Here is a 22744-nt window from a genome sequence, read left to right on the forward strand (position 1 = left end):
GCGGGCCGCAATGCCTCTGCGTCAACAGAAAATAAAGGCTTGCGGGAGCAGAAAAAGCCGGACGCATACTGATGTGTTTGCGATGTTGCTAACATTCGCAACATATCACTTGCATAAAGAGACAGAATTTCGAACAGTTGCCGCAGCTTTTCGAGAGGCTTGAGAGATCGTGCCGTCGCATCAACCCAGACGCGAACCTTCGACTTGAGCGAATAAGCAGGGAGTTAGATTATGAATGAATCCATTCGCGAACTTTTGGCCAAGGTCGGCGGTCTGCCGGGGCCGGTGACGGACATTGCCGATGATGCCGATCTTTACAGCGCAGGCCTGTCCTCCTTTGCCTCGGTTCAGCTCATGCTCGGTCTGGAAGACAAGTTCGATATCGAATTTCCGGATCAGTATCTGAACCGCAAGTCTTTCGCGAGCATCAAGGCCATCGAACAGACGATCACCCAGATTCTCAAGGACAAAGAGGCCGCATAATGAATGCCGGGGCGGGAAACAGTCTTTCAGAGCGCGCAGGCCGCGTAGCGGCCATAGCGGGTAAATTTTCCGATAGCGTCGATAAGGAAGGCCGCTTCCCGCGTGAAGCAATCGATGCGATGAAGGCCGAGGGTCTGCTTGGTATTCAGGTGCCGAGCGAACTGGGTGGCGAAAGCGCGGAGATCGACCAGATTGCGGAATTGTGCTGCATTCTCGGTCAGTCCTGCGCATCGAGCGCGATGATCTTCGCGATGCATCACATCAAGCTTTCAAGCCTGGTGGAACACGGCCAGACGGTCGAATGGCACCGGGACTTCATGCGCAAAATCGCAAAGGATCAGCTGCTGCTTGCTTCGGCTACCACCGAAGGCGGCATTGGCGGCGATCTGCGCAATTCGATCTGCGCTATCGAAGTCCAAGGGGACAAGTGTCGTCTGGAAAAGAACGCCACCGTCATTTCCTACGGCACCTATGCTGATGCCATCCTGATCACATCGCGCTCCCATAAGGACGCCGCATCATCGGATCAGGTGATGACGGTGTTTCTGAAAGACCAGTACACGCTCGAAAAGACGCATGACTGGGACACGCTCGGCATGCGCGGCACCTGCTCGGAAGGGTTTGTGTTCCGCGGCGAGGCCGACAAGGTGCAGATCCTGCCGCATCCTTTCGCGGAAATCGCAGCGCAGTCCATGCTGGCGCAATCGCATACGCTGTGGAGTTCGCTCTGGTACGGTATCGCTGTCGACGCGGTCAACCGGGCGCAGGCATTCGTGCGCGCCGCCGCAAAGCGCAATCCGGGCGCGCCGCAGCCTGGCGCATTGCGTGTCGCCGAAGCGTCCAACATGCTGCAGATGCTCAAATCCGAAATCGTTGCCTGCCTGAAGACCTATCGCGAAGCCAAGCATCATCCCGACAAGCTGGCCTCGATGGGTTTTGCGATTGCGATGAACAATCTCAAGATTGCCGCTTCACAGATGATCTTGCAGATCATCAATCACGCCATGCTGGTCTGCGGCATCATGGGCTACAAGAACGATACGCCCTTCAGCCTCGGACGCCATCTGCGTGACGCGCATTCCGCGCAGCTGATGATTTCAAACGAGCGCATCCTCGGCAATACCGCCACCATGCTGCTCATCCACAAACAGAACACCAGCCTTTTGGGATAACCGCCATGGATGCTCAGAGATCATTTCTCGACCGGCTTTTCGATTCCGGTCTCCTGATCGACACCGGCGTGGAAGGTCTTTACGGACGCTCCGGCCAGTTCGAAGATGTCATCCAGGCATTTGAACGCCTGATCGACCGTACCGGAGGCAATGACGGCGCCGAGGCAATCCGCTTCCCGCCCGGCATGAACCGCGCTTTCTTCGAAAAAAGCGGCTACATGAAAAGCTTCCCGCAACTGGCTGGCACAGTGCACAGCTTCTGCGGCTGCGAACTTGACCACGTCAACCTCATCAAATGCATGGATGAAGGCAAAGACTGGACGATGGAGCAGAAGGCAACGGACATCGTTCTGACGCCAGCAGCCTGCTATCCACTTTATCCGACCGTCGCCAGGCGCGGGCCACTGCCGCAGGGCGGCGGGCTTTACGACCTGCAATCCTATTGCTTCCGTCACGAACCATCGGTGGACCCTGCCCGTCAGCAGCTTTTCCGCATGCGCGAATATGTGCGCATGGGCACTGAAGCCGATGTGATGGCGTTCCGCCAGCTTTGGATCGATCGTGGCACGGAAATGATGAAGAAGGTTGGGCTGCCGGTTGAAATCGACGTCGCCAATGACCCGTTCTTTGGCCGTGCAGGCAAGATGCTGGTCAACAACCAGCGCGACCAGAACCTGAAATTCGAACTGCTGATCCCGATCACCAGCGTGGAAAAGCCGACCGCCTGCATGAGCTTCAATTATCATCAGGATCAGTTTGGCGTGAAGTGGGGTCTCTCACTCGACGACGGTTCGGTGGCCCACACGGCATGTGTCGGCTTCGGGCTGGAACGCATCGCACTGGCGCTCTTCCATCACCACGGTCTGGATGTCGAAATCTGGCCGGAAAACATACGCAAGGAATTGTGGGGCTGATCGCACTCATGCAGGCTGTTTTTCCGAACATCGCGCCCGACCGTTACACGCCGCACGCCTTGCATGCCCAGACGCGTATCTGGCCGGAAACCAACTGCTATGTCGATCTTTGGATCGAAGTGCTGGCAACATTGGGGGTCGCACCGGAAGCCATGCTCGGCTTCACGCTGACGCAGGATTTCGAGGGCGACCAGTTCACCTTCTTCAAGGTGCCTCTGGAAGACCTCGAAGCCCTTTACGGCGTGCGGGCGACGGAGCTTGCAATTTTCGACCGTGTGGAAAGCCATATCGCCGAACAGATCGCGCGTGGACGCCTCTGCATGGTCGAAATGGACAGCTATTTCATGCCGGATACGCATGGGGTCAGCTATCGTACTGAACATGGCAAGACCACCATCGCCATCAATCGCATGGATGTTGAAAACCGCCAGCTCGATTATTTCCACAATGGCGGCTTCTACCATCTCGAAGACGAGGATTTCGATGGCGTTTTCCAGCGTCATCTGACGGATGCCGACCTGCCCTTCCTGCCCTATACGGAATTCGCCAAATTTCCGAAGCACGTGCCGGACGAAGCCCATCAGCGACGCGTGGCTGCAATCCTTCTGCCGCGCCATTTTGCGCGCAGGCCGAAGGAAAACCCGATCCGTGCCTTTGCAAGCGTGTTCCCCGCTCAGGTGGAAGCAATCGCGGAACGCCCGTTCGGCTTCTTCCATAAATATGCGTTCAACACGCTGCGCCAGCTCGGCGCCAATTTCGAACTTGCAGCAAGCCATCTGGAGTGGCTCGGACAAGGCAAGCGCTTTGCAACGGCCTCCGCCGATGCCTTGCAGATTGCGGAAACGGCAAAGGCGGTTCAGTTCCAGCTTGCCCGTGCCGTCATGCGCAAGAAGTTCGACGCACTGGGCGGAACGCTTCAACCGGCAGCAGATGCCTGGGATCGGCTGATGGCAGCGCTTGCAACGGAACTGGGTCGCGATGCCGCTTGAATTCAATCCGACGACCTGCCCGCTCTCGACCGGCTGGCGGCTCGTTCTCACCGGTCCGGATGCGGCGCAAACGCCGCATGACGCCAGGTCCGGTGAGGTGATCAAGGACGCACCGGTGCCCGGCACGGTGGCGGAAGCCCTGGAAAAAGCGGGGCGCTTCGACCGAAACAATCCCCTACCGCTCGACAATCAGGATGCCTGGTATTTCCTCGACCTAGACGAGGCACCCGGCCCTGCCATGCTGCATTTGGGCGGGCTTGCCACCATTTGCGATGTCTTTCTCAACGGCGAACTGCTGCTGCAAACCGACAGCATGTTTCTCAAACATGATCTGCCCGTCACACTGACCGGCAAGGACGAACTTGCGCTGTGTTTTCGCGCGCTCGCACCCCGTCTCAATCAAAAAGGCCCGCGTGCCCGCTGGCGCACGCAGCTGATGAACACGCAAGGTTTGCGCCTCATCCGCACGACCGCGCTTGGCTATATGCCGGGCTGGTGCCCGGAAGTCCAAGCGGTGGGACCATGGCGTCCCGTCACAATCAGCCGCGCCCATACCGAAGCCATTTCAGGCATCACCATCAGGGCAAGATTAACCGAAAGCGGCAATGGGGAACTTGAAGCCAGTTTTACTTATAGCGGCGGCGCCGGAACGCTGACCCTCCATTGCGCAGGGCAACAGGCCATTTGCGAGCGCCAGACTAGCGGCGAGTGGACCGCGAGGCTGACGCTCCCCAATGTTGAACCATGGTGGCCGCATACGCATGGCAATCCGGCGCTTCACGATGTTGAACTTTCGCTCGACGGCGAAATGCGCCTGCTGGGGCGCGCGGGCTTTCGCCGGATCGAGGTCGACCGCGGGCCGGACGGCAAGGTATTTGCGCTCAAACTCAACGGCGAAAAGGTTTTCTGTCGCGGTGCCGTATGGAGTTCTGCGGATATCGTCCGCCTTCCCGGCACACGCAGCGATTACCAACCGTGGCTGAAGCTCGCGCAGGAAGCGGGCATGAACATGCTGCGGTTAAGCGGCATCACCGCCTACGAGACGCCCGATTTCTACGCGCTTTGCGATGAGCTTGGCATCATGGTGTGGCAAGACTTCATGTTCGCCAATTTCGATTATCCGGTGAAAGACGAGGCATTTGTCGCGAAGGTGCAGGCAGAAGCGTCGCAGCTTCTTGCTGCCATCGGACAGGCGCCATCGCTGACCGTGCTTTGCGGCGGCAGCGAAATCTACCAGCAGGGCGCTATGATGGGCCTGCCGGAGACGACATGGAAAGGCCCGCTTACCGAGGAAATCCTGCCGGCTATCGCAGGCAAGATTTGCCCCGACATTCCCTATGTGCCGAATTCGCCCTGCGATGGCGCCCTGCCCTTCATCAGCAATGAAGGCGTCAGCCATTATTACGGCGTCAGCGCCTATTGCCGCCCGCTGGAAGATGCGCGCCGGGCGGAAGTGCGCTTTGCAACCGAATGTCTGGCCTTCGCCAACGTGCCGGAAGCACGCACGCTGAAAACCCATCTTGATGTGCCGCCTGTGCACGATCCGCGCTGGAAGGCACGCGTGCCACGCGATCGCGGCGTATCCTGGGATTTCGAGGATGTGCGGGATAGCTATCTGGAGATGTTATACGGTTACGATCCGGCGCGGTTGCGACGCGAGGATGTGGAACAATATCTCCACCTTTCCCGCGCCGTCACGACAGAAGTGATGGAAGCGACTTTTGCCGAATGGAGACGTCCGGGAAGCACCTGTTTCGGCGGGCTTGTCTGGATGTTTCAAGACCTTCTGCCCGGTGCCGGGTGGGGCATGATCGATGCGGCGGGCGAACCCAAGCCCTCCTGGCACGGCCTCAAGCGTGCCTTCCGTCCGCAACAGCTTGCCTTGACCGACGAAGGCGTCAACGGCCTTGCGATTCATGTTCTGAACGAACAGACAGAATCCGCTGATCTTTCGCTTGAGTTAGCTTGCCTGCGCGCTGGTTCCCAGCCGGTGGTTTCCGGTCGCCGCGATCTTTCGATGGGAGGTCGCTCAGCGATCACCATTCCGGCAACTGATCTGTTCGGCGCGTTCTTCGATGTCGCTTATGCCTATCGTTTCGGCCCTCCGGCGCATGACGTGACGGTGGCGCGATTGAAACGTAATGATATTACCATCGCCGAGGCGTTTCACTTTCCGCTCGGACGGACAAAAGCCTTTCACGACGCCGCCATCGAAGCCGTAATTGTGGAAGAGAACGGGAACTGGTTCCTTGATCTCAAAACACCGGTTCTGGCCCAATCCGTCAGCATCGATACGGGCGACTGGCGCCCAGCCGACAACTGGTTTCACCTCGCCCCCAACGGTACGAAACGCGTCACGCTTATCCCGCGCAACGAAACACCGGAAAAACCGTCCGGCGAAATTCGTATCGCTGGTTCGTCCCGGATCGTCTGGTTCTGACTATTTCAGGGCCAGGGAACGGATCGCGTCGATATAGATCTTGCGTGAATGTTCCGGTGACAGATTGTGATCGGCATCGGGAATGATGGCGACCGACACATTGTCGAAACCTTGCACGCCGCTGCCTGCCTGATCGAAATAGAAATTGAAATGTTCGCGCCCGGGGTCCTTTTCGGCATAGACCAGCGCCAGCGGCACATCACGCTGTTTCAGTTCGTCAAAAGCCGAGTAGACCGCCCGCCCTTCCGCTGTGCGGCTGCGCAAAAGCTTGCGTGCCAGGCCGCGAATACGCCCGGCCACCCCGCGTGTGAGGTTGCGCAGTATGGCGCGGATATCCAGTTCGCCACGGAGCAGGCGCTGAAACGTTTCGGCGCGCAAGGCACGGCTGCCGTAATCCTCCAGCGTGCGATTGCCTTCGCGAAGTGCCTCGTCGATCGAGCGTCCCGGCGCCCAGTAGAAGGTGACGGGATTGACCAGAACCGCGCCGGAAATGCGCTCGTCCTTCAGGGCCGTGTTAAATCCCAGGAATGCGCCGCTGCATCGCCCGGCAACAACCGGACGCCCCCAGCCGAGCGCCTCGAGATAATCGAGAGCTTCTGCAACATCGGCCTCGGGGCTGTGGGTGTAAAGCACCTGTTCCGGCATGCCGGGATTGGGTGGGCTGTCGCCCGCATTTGCAATATCGAAGCGCAGCGAAGCGACGCCTTCCCGCGCAAGCTTGCGCGCCATGTCGACGGTCGTGCGTCCCCATCCGACGCGACGGTCGTAGGATGAGGAAAGGAACATGACCGTCCTGCCCTGCCGTTCGCCAGAAGGGGCACAGAGAATACCTGAAAGCCGGTTTTCGGAACCGAAAGAAACAGGCGTTTCGATAAAACCGTCCCCACGTAACGTGCCGCCCAGAGCGCTTTCGTCCGGCGTATTTTGCGCGGGCGTAGAACCTGCCAGCCCGGCCACCCAATCGACAAGCCGGCTCGCTACCTCCAGCGGCAGGCGCGAGATGACGGGGTTGGAAATCAGCTTGTCGTAATCGGCGAAGGCCTCAACCGTCACGTCGCTGCCAAGCTTTTCCAGATGGGCCGCGAATTCTGCATCGTTGGGACGATCTGTTCGCGCCAATAACAGGCACCTGGGCGCAGGTCTTGCCTCCAGCGACAGGAGATTGATCTTCTTCACATCGGCGGCTACTTCCGGCTGCATCGTCAGGGAGGCGATGGAAACGCCGTTCCTGATCCTTTGCTCGTCCGTCAGTCCGAGATCGGCATCGACCATGCTCGACCAGACTGCCAGTTCACGCGTGTAGAACCGCCCGGAGATGACCGGTGCCAGAAGCGCCAGGGCCGCAACGCCGTCGATCTGCGATGCCGTTTCGGCAGCAACGGCTCCTCCGAGGCTTTGCCCGATGATAACAACACGGCTTGCCCCCGACAGGGCGCGCGCGTTCCGGGCGGCCTCCACCAGCGTATCGCGCCAGAGACCCAAACCTTTGGAAAAATCGATGTCGTCGCGCCCGTCGCCGGTGCCCGGCCAGTCGAAACGGAAGGAACCTATGCCCCGCGCCGCAAGCCTGTCGGCGATGATGCGCCAGAACTTCCGCGTCGTGCAGAGTTCCTCCAGTCCCCAGGGGCTTGCAAACAAGACGACCGTATCCAGAGCTTCACCAATGGGCCGCTGATAAAGCCCGAGCGTATCGCTGAAGACGAGAGGGCTGGCGGCAGACCGGACGGTATTTGCCGATTGCCTGAAGGATGTTGCGTTTTCCACCCTGTCATCCATGCCCGATGCATCCCCAATCTCAGAAGTACCCTCTGCAATAATGGAAATCGTGCCCGGCACAAGGATTTATCGCACTGATTGAAAAAACATAACCCCGCCGCACGTCGAGCGCGGCAGGGTTGCAACAGGTGAAGCTGAATAAAATCGCTCCTAGAAATGAGAACGATCAGGCCGCAGGCTTGGTCTTTTCGCCTTCCAGCAGCTTCTCGTGGCGCAGCAGCATGCCGTAGAGATCGCGCGGCTCGTCGGGGTCTGCAAGCAGGTCCAGTTGCTCATAGAGGCCGGTATCCTTCAGCTTGTCGCGCACATAGCGCAATGCCGAAAAATCTTCCGTGGCGAAACCTACGGAGTCGAACAGCGTGATCTGTCGTGCATCCTTGCGACCGGTGATCTTGCCGGTGATGACTTCCCAAAGCTCATTGACCGGGTAATCTTCCGGCAATTGCTGGATTTCGCCTTCAATGCGGGTCTGCGGCGGATATTCGACAAAGATGTCGGAACGGCGCAGGATATCGCCGTGCAGTTCCGTCTTGCCGGGGCAATCGCCGCCAACCGCATTGATGTGTACGCCAGCGCCGACCATGTTGTCGGTCAGGATCGTCGCATTGGCCTTGTCGGCGGTGACAGTGGTGATGATATCCGCGCCTTCGACAACCTCTTCAATCGTCTTGCAGGCGACGATGTCGAAGCCGGCACCCCGCAGGTTGCGAATGCACTTGGCGGTGGCTTCCGGATCGAGATCGTAAAGACGAAGCTTGTCGACGCCAAGCAGCGCCTTGAATGCCAGAGCCTGGAATTCACTCTGCGCGCCATTGCCGATAATGGCCATCGTGCGCGAGTTCTCACGCGCCAGATGCTTTGCAGCAACCGCCGAAGTCGCAGCAGTGCGCAGCGCGGTCAGGATGGTCATTTCGGTCAGCAGCATCGGATAGCCGCTGCCCACATCGGCCAGCACGCCGAAGGCCGTGACGGTCTGGAGACCTTCACGCGTGTTTTTCGGATGGCCGTTCACATATTTGAAGCCGTAAAGCGTACCATCGCTCGTCGGCATCAGCTCAATCACGCCTTCCTTCGAGTGCGACGCCACGCGCGGCGTCTTGTCGAAGTTTTCCCAGCGACGGAAATCTTCTTCGACATAGTCGGCAAGTTCCTTGAGGAAGGTTTCCACGCCGACGGACAGCACCAGCTTCATCATGTGATCGACGCTGACGAAGGGGACGATATTGAGGTTCGGTTGGGTCATCATTGCTCCTTGAGCATGTTTCAATAACTAATCGTCGGGCGGTCCATGACACTGCGGCCAAGCAGGCTCGCCATCAGGTCCACCATGACGGTGGCGGTACGTCCGCGTTCATCGAGAAAGGGATTGAGTTCGACGAGATCGAGGCTCGTTACCAGCCCGCTGTCGTGCAGCATTTCCATGATGAGATGCGCTTCGCGGAAGGTTGCGCCGCCCGGGACCGTGGTGCCGACGGCAGGCGCGATGGACGGGTCGAGGAAATCGACGTCGAGACTGACATGAAGAAGGCCGTCTTCGGCTTTTACGCGCTCAAGGAAGCGGCGCAGCAAGGCCGCAACGCCATGCTCATCGATCAGGCGCATATCATAGACGGCGACTTCGGTTTTCTTGATTGCTTCCCGTTCCGCCGGATCGACGCTGCGAATGCCGAGCATGCAGACATTGGCAGGGTCAACCGGTGCGGCGAGCGTGGGGAAATAGCCTTCGAAGCCTTTCTGACCGGTGTAGTAGGCGACGGGCGTCCCGTGCAGGTTGCCGCTGGTTGTCGTTTCCAGCGTGTGGAAATCCGTGTGGGCATCGAGCCATAGCACGAACTGCTTGCGTCCCTTTTCAGCCGCACGGCGCGCAATGCCCGGAACGGTGCCGGCGGCAAGAAGGTGATCGCCACCGAGGAAGATCGGGAAACCATCCGCACTTTCGCGATAGGCGGCTTCGCTGATTGCCTCGATCCAGGAAACGGCATGGGGCAATGCCTTGATTGCAGGGTTCGGATGCTCCAGCGGGCGCTGGACAGCCGGTGCGAGATTGCCGAGATCGGTAAACTCGTGGCCGAGTTCCTCGATAGCCGAAGCAATGCCCGCGGCACGGTAGGAATCGGGGCCCATATTGCAGCCCACGCGGCCGGTACCTTCCTGAACGGGCAGTCCCAGAATCTTGCAATGCATAAAGTGGAGTCCTTCTGAATATCCAGATCAAGATTCACCATTTACGCTTGGCGATGTGAAGCAACCGGATTGGCAATTTTATCGGTTTGGTTTATCAGAATGTCGGTTTGGCTTTTCAAAATGGAGAAAGCATGGACGATCTGGATGAAAAGCTGATTACGCTTTTGCGCCATAACGGGCGACGCAGCATTTCGGATATTGCTATTGATCTCGGTGTTTCGCGGGCAACCGTGCGGGCTCGCATGGAGCGGCTGGAAAATTCCGGCGATATCATCGGCTATACCGTAATCCTGCGCTCGGATGCCGTCGATCTGCCGGTGCGCGGCATCATGATGATCGAAATCGAAGGCCATGTGGCCGACCGTGTAGTCAAGGCGCTTGGCGGCTTTTCGGAAATATCGGCGATCCATACCACCAATGGCCGCTTTGATCTGGTGGTGGAACTGGGTGCTGCCACGCTCACCGATTTCGACGCCGTCCTGCGCCGCATCAGGCTGGTGCCGGGCATCAAGGCCAGCGAAACCAATCTGCTGCTGGCCACACCGCGCTCGACACGAGCAAGGCTCTGATAACAAAAACCCGGCATTTTCGCCGGGTTTTGTATTCTCGTGATCAGGCAAGCACGGGATAATCCGTATAGCCCTTGGCGCCACCGCCATACATATGCTGCTGGTCGAGTTCGTTCAGCGGCGCATTGTCCTTAAGGCGACGCACGAGGTCCGGATTGGCAATGAAGGGCTTGCCGAAAGCCACAACATCAGCGCGACCGCTTTCGACTTCCTCTTCGGCAAGCGCGCGGTCGTAACCATTATTGACCATCCACGCCGCCTTGCCTCCCGCATCGCGATAGACCTGCTTGAGACGCGCATAATCGAAGGGCTGCGGTCCCTGCTGGAAATCGCGCGGACCACCCGTCGCGCCTTCAATGATATGGATATAGGCCAGACCATATCCCGCTAGTTTCTCGACCACATAATCGAACAGCGGCTGCGGATCGGGATCGGAGGCATCATTGGCTGGCGTGACCGGCGAAAGACGGATACCGACTTTGCCTGCACCGGCCGCCTTCGTCACGGCGTCGACGACTTCAAACAGGAAACGGGCGCGATTTTCGATCGAGCCGCCATATTCATCGGTACGGTGATTGCTGCCCGAACGGAGGAACTGGTCGATCAGGTAACCGTTGGCGGCATGGATTTCCACGCCATCGAACCCCGCCACTTCAACCGCATCCCTTGCAGCCTTGCCGTAGGTAGCAACGATTTCCGGCAGTTCGCTCTTGTCCAGGGCGCGCGGCTCGGAGGTCGGCGCGAAGCCGCCCGTTCCGTCAGGCTGAACAAGATAGGTCTTCGTCTTGGCCGTGATCGCGGAAGGCGCGACCGGCTGGCCACCATTCGGCTGCAAGGTGGTGTGTGAAATACGGCCGACATGCCACATCTGCACGACGATCTTGCCGCCTGCGCTGTGCACGGCGTCGGTCACGCGCTTCCACCCAGCGAGCTGTTCAGCGGAATAGAGACCCGGGACATCGGCATAGCCCTGTCCCTGATGGCTGATCGGCGTTGCCTCGGTGATGATGAGGCCGGCACTCGCGCGCTGTTCGTAATAGGTGACGTTGAGGTCGTTTGGCACGGCGCGGGGCGAACGATTGCGCGTCAAGGGGGCCATGACGATGCGGTTTGCGAGCTTGAGATCGCCTACGGTAACGGGATCGAACAATGAAGCCATGGATACATTTCCTTCAAGTGGGAAAGATTGGGCAAGTGGGAAAGGTCGGTTTCAGGATGGATTAAAGATCGGAAAGGGCTTTGACGAAGGCGGCTATCGCCCCTTCGTCGCGCTTGTAGAAAGTCCATTGCCCGACGCGGTGGGGCGTGATCAGCCCCGCTTTGGTCAATACGGACAAATGGGCGGAAACGGACGACTGGGAGAGGCCGCACCGTTCGAACTGGCCCGCGCACACGCCCATCTCCAGAGGCATGTGCTGGCCGGAGAAATGATTCTCCGGCTCCTTGAGCCAGCTCAAAATGTCGAGACGCACAGGATTGGCGAGCGCTTTTAATATCTCGTCCAGAGGTATAGGCTGAACATCCGACATCGCAGTCACCTCGCTGATCTTCCAATGCGTATCGTCATTACCCGATATAAGTATTGCTAAAATCCGATTTAAAAAGATGCAGGCAGTTCACATCGCCGTGAACACGAACACTGACGCCTTTCTTGTGGAACATCGATACTGCCTTGATTGCGCCGAACCGGCATCCGACTATGTTCGGCGCGACTATTAAGAAATGGAAGTTACATGGCCGATATTACCAAGCGCATTGCCGGGATCATCGCGGCGGAAATCAACGCAAAGCCGGATCAGGCGCTCGCCGCCATCGGCCTGCTGGACGAAGGCGCGACCGTGCCTTTCGTTGCCCGCTACCGTAAGGAAGTCACCGGCGGCCTTGACGATACGCAGCTGCGCCAGCTTTCCGAACGCCTCGCCTATCTGCGCGAACTGGAAGCCCGTCGCGCTTCGATCCTGGAATCGATTGGCGGCCAGGGAAAACTGACGCCTGAGCTGGAGCTGAAGATCGCAGGCGTCGCCACCAAGGCCGAGCTTGAAGATCTTTATCTGCCCTATAAGCCGAAGCGCCGCACCAAGGCGGAAATCGCCCGTGAGCGCGGCCTCGGTCCGCTTGCCGAGGCCATTCTGACGGACCGCAAGCTTGTCCCTGCCGAAATCGCGGCGCAATACATCACCGCCGATGTTCCCGACGTAAAGGCGGCGCTCGATGGCGCACGCGACATCATTGCCGAAGGCTTTGCGGAAAACGCCGAGCTGATCGGCAATCTGCGTAACTATCTCAAGGAGCGCGCAGTTCTCCGCTCCCGGGTTGTCGATGGCAAAGAGGCCGCTGGCGCGAAGTTCTCCGACTATTTCGACCATTCCGAACGTTGGGCAAATGTTGCGGGCCACCGGGCGCTCGCCATGCTGCGCGGCCGCAACGAGGATTTCCTGTCGCTCGACATCGAGATCGACGCCGACGATACCTCGCCTGTGAAGCCGGTCGAACGCAAGATCGCCGCCGCCTATAATATCGGCGGAACGCTTCCCGGCGACCGCTGGCTGATGGAAGTTGCAGGCTGGGCATGGCGCGTGAAACTTTCGCTGTCGCTCTCGCTCGATCTGATGCGCGACCTGCGCGAGCGTGCCGAAGAAGAGGCCATCAATGTCTTCGCCCGCAACCTCAAGGATCTGCTGCTCGCAGCGCCTGCCGGTTCGCGCGCCACGATGGGGCTTGATCCGGGCATCCGCACCGGGGTCAAGGTAGCGGTGGTCGATGGTACGGGCAAGTTGCTCGACACGACGACGGTCTACCCTTTTCCGCCAAAGAACGACGTGCGCGGCACACAAGCCGAACTTGCAAGCCTGATCCGCAAGCATAAGGTCGAATTGATCGCCATTGGCAACGGCACCGGCAGCCGCGAAACCGAACGGCTTGTCATCGACATGCTTTCCGACATGCCAGCACCAAAACCGCTGAAAGTCATCGTGTCGGAAGCAGGCGCATCGGTCTATTCAGCATCCGAAACCGCAGCTGCCGAATTCCCGCAGCTCGACGTGTCGTTGCGCGGCGCAGTTTCTATTGCGCGGCGTCTGCAGGACCCGCTGGCCGAGCTCGTTAAGATCGAGCCGAAATCCATCGGCGTCGGCCAGTACCAGCACGATGTCGATCAATCCCGCCTGGCGCGTTCGCTCGATGCAGTGGTTGAAGACGCCGTGAACGCGGTCGGCGTCGATCTCAATACGGCTTCCGCTTCACTGCTGGCGCGTGTCTCGGGTCTGGGAAAGTCGCTCGCCGAGGCAATCGTGGCGCACCGCGATGAAGCCGGAGCCTTCAAGAACCGCAAGGAGCTTTTGAAAGTCGCACGGCTCGGCAACCGCGCTTTCGAGCAATGCGCGGGCTTCCTGCGCATTTCCAACGGCACAGAGCCACTTGATGCCTCCTCCGTTCACCCGGAAGCCTATGGCGTCGCAAAGAAAATCGTCGCCGCTTGCGGTCGCGATGTGCGCAGCCTCATGGGCGACAGCGCAGCGCTGAAGGCACTTGATCCGCGTCTTTTTGTCGATGAGCGTTTCGGTCTGCCGACCGTGCGTGACATCATTGCCGAACTTGACAAGCCGGGCCGCGATCCGCGTCCGGAGTTCAAGACTGCGACCTTTGCCGATGGCATTGATGACATCAAGGACCTGAAGCCCGGCATGTTGCTTGAAGGCACCGTGACCAATGTTGCGGCCTTCGGTGCATTCGTTGATATCGGCGTGCACCAGGACGGACTTGTCCATGTTTCGCAGCTTGCGGACCGTTTCGTCAAAGACCCTCATGAAGTAGTCAAGGCTGGCGATGTGGTGAAGGTGCGCGTGACGGAAGTGGATGTGCCTCGCAAGCGCATCGGCCTGACGATGAGAAAGGACGGAGGCGAAGCCCCTGCCCCACGCGGGAATGCAGGCCGAGATCAACGGCCCGCCAAGAACTTCACACCGCAACGCAAACAGGAGCAGCCATCGACCGGCGGCTTCGGCGCAGCATTGCTGGAAGCTATGAAGAAGAAATAAGCAAAGGGCGGTCTCAAAGCCGCCCTTTTCTCATTCAGATTTTGTTACCTATCGGAAAGCCGGTTGAGGCTTTTCTCACCGGCATGTCAGCGGTGGGAATGATCCAGCCGTTGCGGATGGCGATGCGCACTTCGTCGCCCTCTTCCAGTTGCACCGGATCGCGCACCTCGAAATGCAGATGAGTATCCGGCTTCGCGACCGGCGATGCCTCAATGCGCGAACCGCCGCCCCTATAAACCGAGCGCTTGACCCGCACGGGAATGCCGCCGGTTTCGGTCAATGTCAGGTCCTCTGCCCGAACGCAGAGCTGCGCATTGGCGCGTGGCATTTCCGTGCCTGAACAACGCACCTGTGCGCGGCTTCCCAGCACCAGCGCCTCGCAATGTCCCGCTTGTGCAAAGGATACAACCTCTGCAGGCAATACCATGCCGTGCGCGATGAAGGACGCGACCATTGCGCTCGCCGGTTCTTCATAGAGTTTGCGTGGCGTGTCGAACTGCTGCAGCCTGCCATGGTCCAGCACCGCAATCCGGTCGGCGAGCGCCATGGCCTCAGCCTGATCGTGGGTGATGTAAATGATCGTGGTGCCCGTGCGCTTGTGAAACGCCGCGAACTCGTCTTCCATCGAAGCACGCAGATGCACGTCGAGATTGGCGAGAGGTTCATCGAAAAGGACGAGAGACGGTGCAGCCACCAGACAGCGAGCCAGCGCGACACGCTGCCGCTGACCGCCCGAAAGATTGGCCGGACGGCGATCACCGAAACCGGCGAGATCGACGAGCGCCAGCGCCTCGTTCACGCGGCGTTCGCGCTCGGCCCTGGCAACCTTTGCCACCCGCAGACTGTAACCGACATTCTCGGCCACGGTCATATGCGGCCAGAGCGCATAATTCTGGAAGACGATACCGACCTGCCGCTTTTCGGGCGGCACGCTACCACCAATATGAGAAACGCGGCTGTCACCAATGTGGATTTCACCGCCATCGACATCTTCAAATCCCGCGATCATGCGAAGAAGCGTGGTCTTGCCGCAGCCCGATGGTCCGAGAATGGCAACAAACTCGCCATCCTTCACATCGAGAGACACGCCGGACAAGGCCTGAAACTCATTGAAGCTCTTGGAAACAGAAGCGATTTTCAGTCGCGCCATGGCAGCACTCCGTTTGGAAGACGCCGCGCAAACAGATTGGTTGCAAGCATCAGCATGAATGTCACCGCGACAGCCAGCATGGAGATGGCTGCCGCATAGGCGGAATCGCCCGCCTGTTCGAAAGAAAACATCACCACGCCCAGCGTTTCCGATCCCGACGCCCAGAGAAGCGCTGAAACCGTCAACTCACAGAAAGCGGTCATGAAGATGAGCACGCCGCCCGCGAGCGTCGCCGGTGCGACGAGGGGAAATATAATTGTCCGCAGGCGATAGAAAAGCCCCGCGCCTGCAACACGCGCGGCCTCCTCCATCGCCCGGTCGATCTGGTGTAATCCGGCGACCGTCGGCCGCAGAGCCAGCACGAAGAAGCGCGCGAGATAGGCAAACAGGATGATCCAGAGCGTGTTGTAAAGACTGACGCCAATCACCGGCAGCGGTTTCAAAAACAGTAGCAGACAGGCAATCGCCAGCACCACGCCCGGCAGGGCATACGGCATTTCGGCTGCAAAATTGAGGATCGGCGTCCAGCGACGCTTGCGCCATGCCAGCATATAGGCGAGCGGAACGGCGATCAGGACAGCGAAGAACGCTGCCGACAGTGACAGGACCACGCTATTGCGAAACGCGCGCGCGGCACCGGCGTGTTCCATAAGGACGAAGCGGAAATTTTCGACTGTCGCGGTCGCAAAGGTCAGCGGCACGCCGTAGGCCGGAACCAGAGCGGAAAGCGTGAGCCCGATCAGCGGCAGGAAGAGTACGACCACGATCAGCAGCCAGGCCGAGGCTTCCACCGGCACGCGCCAGCGGCCAAGCGCAAAGGGAGCGGCTGGCAGAGACGTCGAGACAATGCGGAAATCACGTCTGCGGGACGCATATTCCTGCGCAGCAATGCCAGCCATGGCAATGAGGCCGATCAGCACGGACAGCACGGCGACACCGGAAAGCACAGACGGGCCGCCGCCCGCAAGACGCTGATAAATCAGCGTCGGCAAAACCAGATAATTCGACGGTATGCCGAGAAATGCCGGGATGCCGAAATTCCCCACGCAGGAAACGAAGGCCAACGCGGCAGCACCGATAATTGACGGCGTCATCAGCGGCAGGATGATGGTGCGTAACACGGTCCATTTGCCGGCACCGGCGCTAAGTCCCGCTTCCACCAGTTCGCGTGGCAGTTTGCGCAAACCTGCGCGCACGATCAGGAAAACCAGCGGGCCGTATTGCACGCCCAGCAAAAAGATGATGCCCCAGACGGAATAGAGGGGGTTGCGGCTGCCAAGCGGCGGCGCCATCCCCACAATCTTGAGAAACTGGCTCGAAGGCCCGAAAAGCTGGAGCCAAGCCAGCGCCGTTACTTGCGGAGCGATCAAAAGTGGAGTGACATAGAAAAGCACGAAGACATTGCGGCCGCGCATGTTTGTCAGCCCGACGAGCAATGCCGCGACAATGCCGAACACCAGCGCCAGCAAGGTGCCGCCAATGCCGATCTGCAACGAATGCCATGTCGCAACCCAAGTCGACTGGCTTCCGAGTGTCTCCACCAGCGCCGAAGTCGAAAGCTGCCCCTGCGGCGCGACCAGTTCGACCAGCAGCCTGCCCATCGGCAGAAGCGACAGAACCGCCACGATAAGTGTTATGCCAACAATCAGGGCCGCATCGCGGCCCTGAAGGTCTCTCATGATGCGCATCGAGATGCCTTATCCGCCAAACAGCTCGGAGAACTGCTTCTTGTCGGCATCAGTCTGATCGAGAACCTTCTGGGTGTCGATAGACATGATGTTGATCTTGGTGCCTTCCGGTAGCCAGGCAGGACGGCCAACACCTTCCTTGGCAGGCAGATAACCCTGCTCGAGCGCCAGCTTCTGGCCGTCATCCGACAGGATGAAATCCACGAACTTCTTCGCGCCGTCGACATTCTTGGCGGTTGCCATGATCGCGACCGGTTCAGTCACTGCGGGCACGCCTTCCGACGGGAATACGAACTCAACCGGCGAACCCTTGGCCTTGGCGTTGAGCGCCATGAAGTCAACGAGAATGCCATATGGCTTTTCGCCGCTGGCGACAGACTTCAGCACAGCGCCATTGCCTTTGACGCTCGCCAGCTCGTTGGCCTTGAGGTTCTTGAAGTAATCCCAGCCCAAATCCTTGTTGAGCGCGAAGCCGCTCAGCAGATAGGCGGCAGCGCCGGAGTAAAGCGGGCTCGGCATGACAACCTGACCCTTGTAGTCGGCCTTGGCAAGATCGGCCCAATGTTCAGGCTTCTGCGCGGCACCCGTATTGTAGGCGATGCCCGTCGTGATCAGCTTGGAGCCGAAATAGGTCTTGTCGGCGTCGTAGCTATCTGCGGCAAAGCCATCGACCTTGGCCTCCGGATAGGCGAGCAGCCGCTTGTCCTTCTTGAGGCCTTCCATCGTCACCGCATCGGCAATGAGAAGAACATCGGGCTGCGGTGCGCCAGCCGCAAATTCGGCAGCAAGCTTGGTGAGGAGTTCGCTCGTGCCCGAGCGGAAAATCTGCACATCCGTATCGGGATTGGCCTTGCGGAACGCTTCAACCGTCTTGGTCGCATCCGCTTCCGGCTGCGAGGTATAAAGCGTCAGCGTATCGGCCTGCGCCACGGCGATGGAAAGAGCAAGAAGCGCAGGTACGACAGCGGCCCGCTTCAGCATCTTGTTCATGGGATTCGCTCCTCGAATTTCTGTGTAATGTTCGCCAGCATGACCAGCGATGCCGGTGCGATCCTGACGCGTGCGAAGTGATAACGCGCAGATACTGCCATGGCGATAGGCACGATCATTTCCATTCATGGTGCACCTGTCAAACATCCTGCAACGTGAAACCGGAAAAGCAAAAGCCTTCCGGCGGAATCATTCCATCGGAAGGCTTGTAAGGCATTGAGGCAGTTGCCGAACAGCCATCCGTTTCTCCTGATTTGGAGAGATGCGGATGGCATTAGAGGAATTGCACTGCGGTTTTATGACAGCCGCAAACCTATCCCCGGTGAACCGTTCGGCAGATCAGATAACGATCTCGGCGACATGCGCAATCTGTGCGCCCGCCTCGTAATAGGCTTCGCGCAGACCACGGAAATTCTGTTCCTTCGGATCGCTGACCGGCAGCGGCAGATCGTCTTCCTTGATCTCGCCTGAAACGAGTTGCGAAAGCAGTTTTCCAAAGACAGTTCCCGGCGCGATGCCGCGGCCATTATAACCGGAGAACCCGACGACATTGCGCGCCAGGCGATGGAATTTCGGCAGGCTGTCATCGGTCATGCCGATCTTGCCATACCATTCGGCTTCGAATTCGACTTCGCCGATCTGCGGGAACAGTCGCTTCAACGACTTCTTGGCCCATGCCTTGTGCACGGCAGCACCCGTATTGCGCAGCGCACCGACGCTGCCGAACACCAGGCGGCCTTGGCTGTCAAAACGGAAGGACGAAAGCACTTCCTTCGTATCCCATACACCCTGACGCTCCGGCAGAATGCTCTTCTTGAGATTGTCCGACAGCGGCTTTGTAGCCATGTTGAAATATGGCAGATGAACCAGTTCGGCGCGAACTTCCGCCCAAGGCGCATTGGTATAGGCGTTGGTTGCCACCACGACCCAATTGGCCGTTACGGAACCCTTGGCGGTCTTGACCACCCATTTGCCGTTCTTTTCCTCAGAGCCGGTCACGGGGCTTCCGGTAAAGATGGTCGCGCCAGCGGCGACAGCGGCATGGGCAAGCCCGCGCACATAGGCCAGCGGCTGGATCGTACCGGCGCGCAGATCGAGCAGCGACCCGGCATAGGCTTTCGTGCCGACCTTGGCTTCGGTTTCTCTCGCATCGAGCAGCTTTACATTCGCGCCACGGCGCGCCCACTGCTCATAACGATCTTCAAGTTCTTTCAGACCCTTCTTGCCGACGGCGCAATGAAGCGTGCCCTGCTTCTCGACTTCACAGGCAATCTTGTGTTTCTCGATAATCTCAAAAACCAGCTTCGGCGCATTGCCGAGGACATCGAGCAGACGGTCGCCATATTTCTGGCCAAGCACGCCGGGCAGATCATCCGGCATGACCCACATGCCCGCGTTCACCAGACCGACATTGCGTCCCGAACCGCCATATCCGATCTCGATGCCTTCAAGCACGATGGCCCGGGTGCCTTTTTCGGCCAGATGCAAGGCTGTTGACAGGCCGGTGAAGCCGCCGCCTACGATTACCACGTCCGCAGTCAGATCACCTTGCAGCGCAGTCGTCTTGGGAGCGGCAGGGGCGGTCTTTTCCCAAAGACCATGGGAGCGCGGATCGTTCAGCATTGAGACAACCATTTCATACCGAGCATTTCCAGCAAAAGTGTGAAGCGGTTTTGCGTTCGGAAATGCGTAAAAACAAACAGTTAGAGCGGTTCCCGGTCTTTTTCATGATCGACCGCTCTCGTGGAATACGGGCACCCTGCCCGGTTGTTTCTATTTCACGCCGCCAAACCCACTTGGACAGCGTTATTTGCGCAACAATTCATTCCGGTTTGGAATGAACCAGCATCGAATAATCCGTATTTCCAACCTGCCCGGCAATCCACTGGCAGAAGACCTGCGTCAGCGGGTTTTCCAGTTTTCCTTCCGGGACAACGAGATAATATTCATTCTCGGTCCGCATCGGCTTCTCGAAAAGCATGACCAGTTCACCGCTGCGCAATTCCTGCTCGATCAGATAAAGCGGCAGAAGCGCGAAACCCAGCCCAGCCAATGCTGCACCTATAACCATCGAAAACTGGTCGAAACGGTGGCCGCGATAGGCCGACTGTCCTTCGACGCCGCAGCTTTCAAACCATTGCGCCCACATTTTGGGCCGTGTCGCAAGATGCAGCAAAGGTTCGTTTTCAAGTTCTTCCGGAGCGGACGGATGACGTGCCTTCAACAGACTTGGACAAGCAACCGGCACAATAACCTCACTGCACAGGAAAGTGCAGGTGGCGTGAGCCCAGACTGGCTGTCCGTAATGAATGGCCAGATCGAAGGGCTGTTCCTCGAAGTCGAAAACGCCGGAACGGGACGCTACATTCAACGCGATCCCCGGATGCTTCTCGACGAAATCGGGAATGCGCGGCATCAGCCAGCGCGTGCCGAATGTCGGCAGCGTCGCCACACTGAAAGAAGAGGTGGACTGCGCCGAAGCCATGGCGCGCAACATCGTATCCTCTGTCTGGTTGAGAAGACGCCGCACTTCCGGCAGAAACTTGCGGCCGGCATCGGAAAGCAGAATACGCTGGCGAATGCGCTCGAACAGCAGCACGCCGAGCTGGCTTTCGAGATCCTTGATCTGACGGCTGACAGCGCTTTGGGTGAGATTGAGCTCATGCGCGGCCTGGGTGAAACTTCCGTGACGGGCAGCACATTCAAAGGCTTGCAGCGTGGCGATGTCCGGGATCAGTCTTCTGCTCAGCTTCATTCCATTCTCGCATTAACATAGTTGCTTTCGTCGCAAGCATAACCGCAAAACGGTCTATATGATACATTTTCATCATAATCCATGCATGATCCTCCCAAACAAGACATGCACCCCCCGAAGATGCCCCACTCGACGGAAATTTTCGCCATGAAAGACCAGAAATTCGTTTCGCCGGACGCCATTCGTTCCGCCTTCTCGGCTGCGATGTCTGCCATGTACAAGCAGGAAGTGCCTGCTTATGGCACATTGATGGAACTCGTTGCCGATGTGAACGCCAAGGTGCTGGCGGATGACAGCCACCTGCATGAACGCCTGACGGAAACAGATTCGCTTGAGCGCATCTCGGAAGAGCGCCACGGCGCAATCCGTCTCGGCACTGCTGCCGAGCTTTCCATGATGCGCCGTGTGTTCGCGGTCATGGGCATGTTCCCAGTCGGCTATTACGATCTGAGCGCCGCTGGCGTTCCGGTCCATTCGACAGCGTTCCGCCCGGTCGCCGATGCAGCGCTAAAACACAACCCGTTCCGCGTCTTCACCTCGCTTCTGCGCCTTGACCTCATCGCCGATGAAAAGCTGCGCGCCGAATCGGAGGAAGTTCTCTCCAAGCGCAACATCTTCACCGCTGGCGCTATCGCGCTCGTCGAAAAGGCGGAAGCTGAAGGCGGCCTCAACGATGACGATGCCAAGGCCTTCGTCGCTGAAGTGCTGGAAACCTTCCGCTGGCACGATCACGCCAATGTCAGCGCCGAACTTTATCATCGCCTGCATGATGCACATCGCCTCATCGCCGATGTCGTTTCCTTCAAGGGTCCGCATATCAACCATCTGACGCCGCGCACGCTCGACATCGACGCCGTGCAGGCCCAGATGCCGGAACGCGGCATCAACCCGAAAGCCGTCGTTGAAGGCCCGCCAACCCGCAAGTGCCCGATCCTCCTGCGCCAGACCTCTTTCAAGGCGCTGGAAGAAGAAGTATCTTTCGTCAACCCGGACGGAACCTGGACACCGGGCTCGCATACCGCCCGTTTCGGCGAGATCGAACAGCGCGGCGTGGCGCTCACGCCAAAGGGCCGTGCGCTTTACGACAAGCTTCTCAACGACACCCGCGCTATTGCCCGCCCTGCCCCGGACGGCTCGAATGCGGCTGAATATGTGAAGGCGCTGAGCGATACTTTCGCGGCCTTCCCCGATACATGGGCTGGCGTGCGTGAGGAAGGCCTCGGCTACTTCGCCTATTCGGTCAAGGATGCTGCACGTCTTGCAGCTTTCAAGCCGGATACCGATATCGAGGTTCTGATTGAAGCAGGCGCAGTTCAGTTCGACCCGATCATCTATGAAGACTTCCTGCCGGTCAGTGCTGCCGGTATATTCCAGTCCAATCTGGGCGACGACGAAACGCAGGATTTTGTTGAAAGCCCCAACCAGAAGCGTTTCGAGGATGATCTGGGCGCGAAAGTGCTTAATGAATTCGAGCACTATGCCCGCATCGAACGCGAATCCATCGAAGCCGTTCGAGCAGGCCTGAAGGGCCTCGAAGCGGCGGAATAAACGCATAACCCCGAAAAGTTGCAAACTTCTCGGACAGGATTATGCGCAA

19 protein-coding genes are annotated in these 22744 nt (G+C 58.8%); 8 read left to right on the forward strand and 11 right to left on the reverse strand.

Going from position 1 to position 22744, the window contains the following annotated elements; translation table 11 throughout:
• The first annotated feature begins 231 nt into the window (after nucleotides 1-231).
• From ABWW28_RS12885 to ABWW28_RS12905, 5 genes are read left to right on the forward strand one after another with little or no spacing between them, the layout of a single operon-like run.
• The gene (locus ABWW28_RS12885) at nucleotides 232-483 is read left to right on the forward strand and encodes an acyl carrier protein (protein WP_006467457.1); all 252 of its coding nucleotides are present in this window, start codon (nucleotides 232-234) and stop codon (nucleotides 481-483) included.
• Nucleotides 483-1655: an acyl-CoA dehydrogenase family protein gene (locus ABWW28_RS12890; RefSeq protein WP_021587019.1), complete on the forward strand. Its 1173-nt coding sequence runs from the start codon at nucleotides 483-485 to the stop codon at nucleotides 1653-1655. The genes ABWW28_RS12885 and ABWW28_RS12890 overlap by 1 nt, the downstream gene beginning before the upstream one ends.
• 5 nt (nucleotides 1656-1660) lie before the next feature.
• Complete coding sequence (locus ABWW28_RS12895) at nucleotides 1661-2569, forward strand: amino acid--[acyl-carrier-protein] ligase (RefSeq protein WP_021587020.1); 909 nt, start codon at nucleotides 1661-1663, stop codon at nucleotides 2567-2569.
• An 8-nt stretch (nucleotides 2570-2577) separates the two neighbouring features.
• The gene (locus ABWW28_RS12900; RefSeq protein WP_031346819.1) at nucleotides 2578-3558 is read left to right on the forward strand and encodes a DUF1839 family protein; all 981 of its coding nucleotides are present in this window, start codon (nucleotides 2578-2580) and stop codon (nucleotides 3556-3558) included.
• Nucleotides 3548-5998 (forward strand): glycoside hydrolase family 2 protein, encoded by a 2451-nt coding sequence (locus ABWW28_RS12905; RefSeq protein ID WP_021587022.1) that lies wholly within the window; start codon nucleotides 3548-3550, stop codon nucleotides 5996-5998. Before ABWW28_RS12900 ends, ABWW28_RS12905 begins: the two co-directional genes overlap by 11 nt.
• Here ABWW28_RS12905 and ABWW28_RS12910 read toward each other — a convergent pair whose 3' ends face one another.
• The 3 genes from ABWW28_RS12910 to rocF form a co-directional block, all read right to left on the reverse strand.
• Nucleotides 5999-7774 carry an alpha/beta fold hydrolase gene (locus ABWW28_RS12910; RefSeq protein WP_021587023.1) on the reverse strand — a complete coding sequence of 592 codons (1776 nt, stop codon included), beginning with the start codon at nucleotides 7772-7774 and terminating at the stop codon, nucleotides 5999-6001.
• 166 nt (nucleotides 7775-7940) lie between these two features.
• Nucleotides 7941-9017 carry an ornithine cyclodeaminase gene (gene ocd / locus ABWW28_RS12915; RefSeq protein WP_006471597.1) on the reverse strand — a complete coding sequence of 359 codons (1077 nt, stop codon included), beginning with the start codon at nucleotides 9015-9017 and terminating at the stop codon, nucleotides 7941-7943.
• 20 nt (nucleotides 9018-9037) lie between these two features.
• Nucleotides 9038-9958, reverse strand: a complete 921-nt coding sequence (rocF, locus tag ABWW28_RS12920) for an arginase (protein WP_021587024.1) — start codon at nucleotides 9956-9958, stop codon at nucleotides 9038-9040.
• Between the two features lie 131 nt (nucleotides 9959-10089).
• Here rocF and ABWW28_RS12925 point away from each other — a divergent pair, with 131 nt between their 5' ends.
• Complete coding sequence (locus ABWW28_RS12925; RefSeq protein ID WP_006471598.1) at nucleotides 10090-10527, forward strand: Lrp/AsnC family transcriptional regulator; 438 nt, start codon at nucleotides 10090-10092, stop codon at nucleotides 10525-10527.
• Nucleotides 10528-10570: 43 nt separating this feature from the next.
• Here the strand turns inward: ABWW28_RS12925 and ABWW28_RS12930 are convergent, their stop codons facing one another.
• Nucleotides 10571-11686 carry an alkene reductase gene (locus ABWW28_RS12930; RefSeq protein WP_021587025.1) on the reverse strand — a complete coding sequence of 372 codons (1116 nt, stop codon included), beginning with the start codon at nucleotides 11684-11686 and terminating at the stop codon, nucleotides 10571-10573.
• 61 nt (nucleotides 11687-11747) lie between these two features.
• Nucleotides 11748-12056: an ArsR/SmtB family transcription factor gene (locus tag ABWW28_RS12935; protein WP_100649509.1), complete on the reverse strand. Its 309-nt coding sequence runs from the start codon at nucleotides 12054-12056 to the stop codon at nucleotides 11748-11750.
• A gap of 204 nt (nucleotides 12057-12260) precedes the next feature.
• Between ABWW28_RS12935 and ABWW28_RS12940 the strand changes: the two genes are divergently transcribed.
• Nucleotides 12261-14564, forward strand: coding sequence for a Tex family protein (locus tag ABWW28_RS12940; RefSeq protein WP_021587027.1), 2304 nt, complete (start codon nucleotides 12261-12263; stop codon nucleotides 14562-14564).
• Between the two features lie 34 nt (nucleotides 14565-14598).
• Here ABWW28_RS12940 and ABWW28_RS12945 read toward each other — a convergent pair whose 3' ends face one another.
• The 6 genes from ABWW28_RS12945 to ABWW28_RS12970 all read right to left on the reverse strand — a co-directional run bounded on the left by ABWW28_RS12945 (nucleotide 14599) and on the right by ABWW28_RS12970 (nucleotide 21147).
• Nucleotides 14599-15714, reverse strand: coding sequence for an ABC transporter ATP-binding protein (locus ABWW28_RS12945; protein WP_021587028.1), 1116 nt, complete (start codon nucleotides 15712-15714; stop codon nucleotides 14599-14601).
• The gene (locus ABWW28_RS12950; protein WP_021587029.1) at nucleotides 15702-17402 is read right to left on the reverse strand and encodes an ABC transporter permease; all 1701 of its coding nucleotides are present in this window, start codon (nucleotides 17400-17402) and stop codon (nucleotides 15702-15704) included. Before ABWW28_RS12950 ends, ABWW28_RS12945 begins: the two co-directional genes overlap by 13 nt.
• A 9-nt stretch (nucleotides 17403-17411) precedes the next feature.
• Nucleotides 17412-18392, reverse strand: coding sequence for an ABC transporter substrate-binding protein (locus ABWW28_RS12955; protein WP_021587030.1), 981 nt, complete (start codon nucleotides 18390-18392; stop codon nucleotides 17412-17414).
• Nucleotides 18389-18517, reverse strand: coding sequence for a hypothetical protein (locus ABWW28_RS12960; RefSeq protein WP_021587031.1), 129 nt, complete (start codon nucleotides 18515-18517; stop codon nucleotides 18389-18391). Before ABWW28_RS12960 ends, ABWW28_RS12955 begins: the two co-directional genes overlap by 4 nt.
• Before the next feature lie 214 nt (nucleotides 18518-18731).
• Nucleotides 18732-20015: an NAD(P)/FAD-dependent oxidoreductase gene (locus ABWW28_RS12965; RefSeq protein WP_031346822.1), complete on the reverse strand. Its 1284-nt coding sequence runs from the start codon at nucleotides 20013-20015 to the stop codon at nucleotides 18732-18734.
• 199 nt (nucleotides 20016-20214) lie between these two features.
• Entirely contained in the window at nucleotides 20215-21147 is a 933-nt protein-coding gene (locus ABWW28_RS12970; protein ID WP_006467474.1) for a LysR family transcriptional regulator, read from the reverse strand.
• A 147-nt stretch (nucleotides 21148-21294) separates the two neighbouring features.
• Here ABWW28_RS12970 and hglS point away from each other — a divergent pair, with 147 nt between their 5' ends.
• Nucleotides 21295-22695, forward strand: coding sequence for a 2-oxoadipate dioxygenase/decarboxylase HglS (gene hglS / locus ABWW28_RS12975; protein ID WP_112670393.1), 1401 nt, complete (start codon nucleotides 21295-21297; stop codon nucleotides 22693-22695).
• Nucleotides 22696-22744: the final 49 nt, after the last annotated feature.

It is taken from the genome of Brucella sp. NBRC 14130 (genome assembly GCF_040371715.1).
Taxonomy (GTDB): domain Bacteria; phylum Pseudomonadota; class Alphaproteobacteria; order Rhizobiales; family Rhizobiaceae; genus Brucella; species Brucella intermedia.

Excerpts from the sequence above, each read along its gene's own strand:
- ABWW28_RS12950 (WP_021587029.1), bottom strand. The coding sequence starts at position 17,402 with ATGCGCATCATGAGAGACCTTCAGGGCCGCGATGCGGCCCTGATTGTT.
- ABWW28_RS12970 (WP_006467474.1), bottom strand. The coding sequence starts at position 21,147 with ATGAAGCTGAGCAGAAGACTGATCCCGGACATCGCCACGCTGCAAGCC.
- hglS (WP_112670393.1), top strand. The coding sequence starts at position 21,295 with ATGAAAGACCAGAAATTCGTTTCGCCGGACGCCATTCGTTCCGCCTTC.
- ABWW28_RS12945 (WP_021587028.1), bottom strand. The coding sequence starts at position 15,714 with ATGGCGCGACTGAAAATCGCTTCTGTTTCCAAGAGCTTCAATGAGTTT.
- ABWW28_RS12955 (WP_021587030.1), bottom strand. The coding sequence starts at position 18,392 with ATGAACAAGATGCTGAAGCGGGCCGCTGTCGTACCTGCGCTTCTTGCT.
- ABWW28_RS12930 (WP_021587025.1), bottom strand. The coding sequence starts at position 11,686 with ATGGCTTCATTGTTCGATCCCGTTACCGTAGGCGATCTCAAGCTCGCA.
- ABWW28_RS12890 (WP_021587019.1), top strand. The coding sequence starts at position 483 with ATGAATGCCGGGGCGGGAAACAGTCTTTCAGAGCGCGCAGGCCGCGTA.
- ABWW28_RS12905 (WP_021587022.1), top strand. The coding sequence starts at position 3,548 with ATGCCGCTTGAATTCAATCCGACGACCTGCCCGCTCTCGACCGGCTGG.
- rocF (WP_021587024.1), bottom strand. The coding sequence starts at position 9,958 with ATGCATTGCAAGATTCTGGGACTGCCCGTTCAGGAAGGTACCGGCCGC.
- ABWW28_RS12925 (WP_006471598.1), top strand. The coding sequence starts at position 10,090 with ATGGACGATCTGGATGAAAAGCTGATTACGCTTTTGCGCCATAACGGG.
- ABWW28_RS12900 (WP_031346819.1), top strand. The coding sequence starts at position 2,578 with ATGCAGGCTGTTTTTCCGAACATCGCGCCCGACCGTTACACGCCGCAC.
- ABWW28_RS12895 (WP_021587020.1), top strand. The coding sequence starts at position 1,661 with ATGGATGCTCAGAGATCATTTCTCGACCGGCTTTTCGATTCCGGTCTC.
- ABWW28_RS12935 (WP_100649509.1), bottom strand. The coding sequence starts at position 12,056 with ATGTCGGATGTTCAGCCTATACCTCTGGACGAGATATTAAAAGCGCTC.
- ABWW28_RS12910 (WP_021587023.1), bottom strand. The coding sequence starts at position 7,774 with ATGGATGACAGGGTGGAAAACGCAACATCCTTCAGGCAATCGGCAAAT.
- ABWW28_RS12885 (WP_006467457.1), top strand. The coding sequence starts at position 232 with ATGAATGAATCCATTCGCGAACTTTTGGCCAAGGTCGGCGGTCTGCCG.
- ocd (WP_006471597.1), bottom strand. The coding sequence starts at position 9,017 with ATGACCCAACCGAACCTCAATATCGTCCCCTTCGTCAGCGTCGATCAC.
- ABWW28_RS12940 (WP_021587027.1), top strand. The coding sequence starts at position 12,261 with ATGGCCGATATTACCAAGCGCATTGCCGGGATCATCGCGGCGGAAATC.
- ABWW28_RS12965 (WP_031346822.1), bottom strand. The coding sequence starts at position 20,015 with ATGCTGAACGATCCGCGCTCCCATGGTCTTTGGGAAAAGACCGCCCCT.
- ABWW28_RS12960 (WP_021587031.1), bottom strand. The coding sequence starts at position 18,517 with ATGGAAATGATCGTGCCTATCGCCATGGCAGTATCTGCGCGTTATCAC.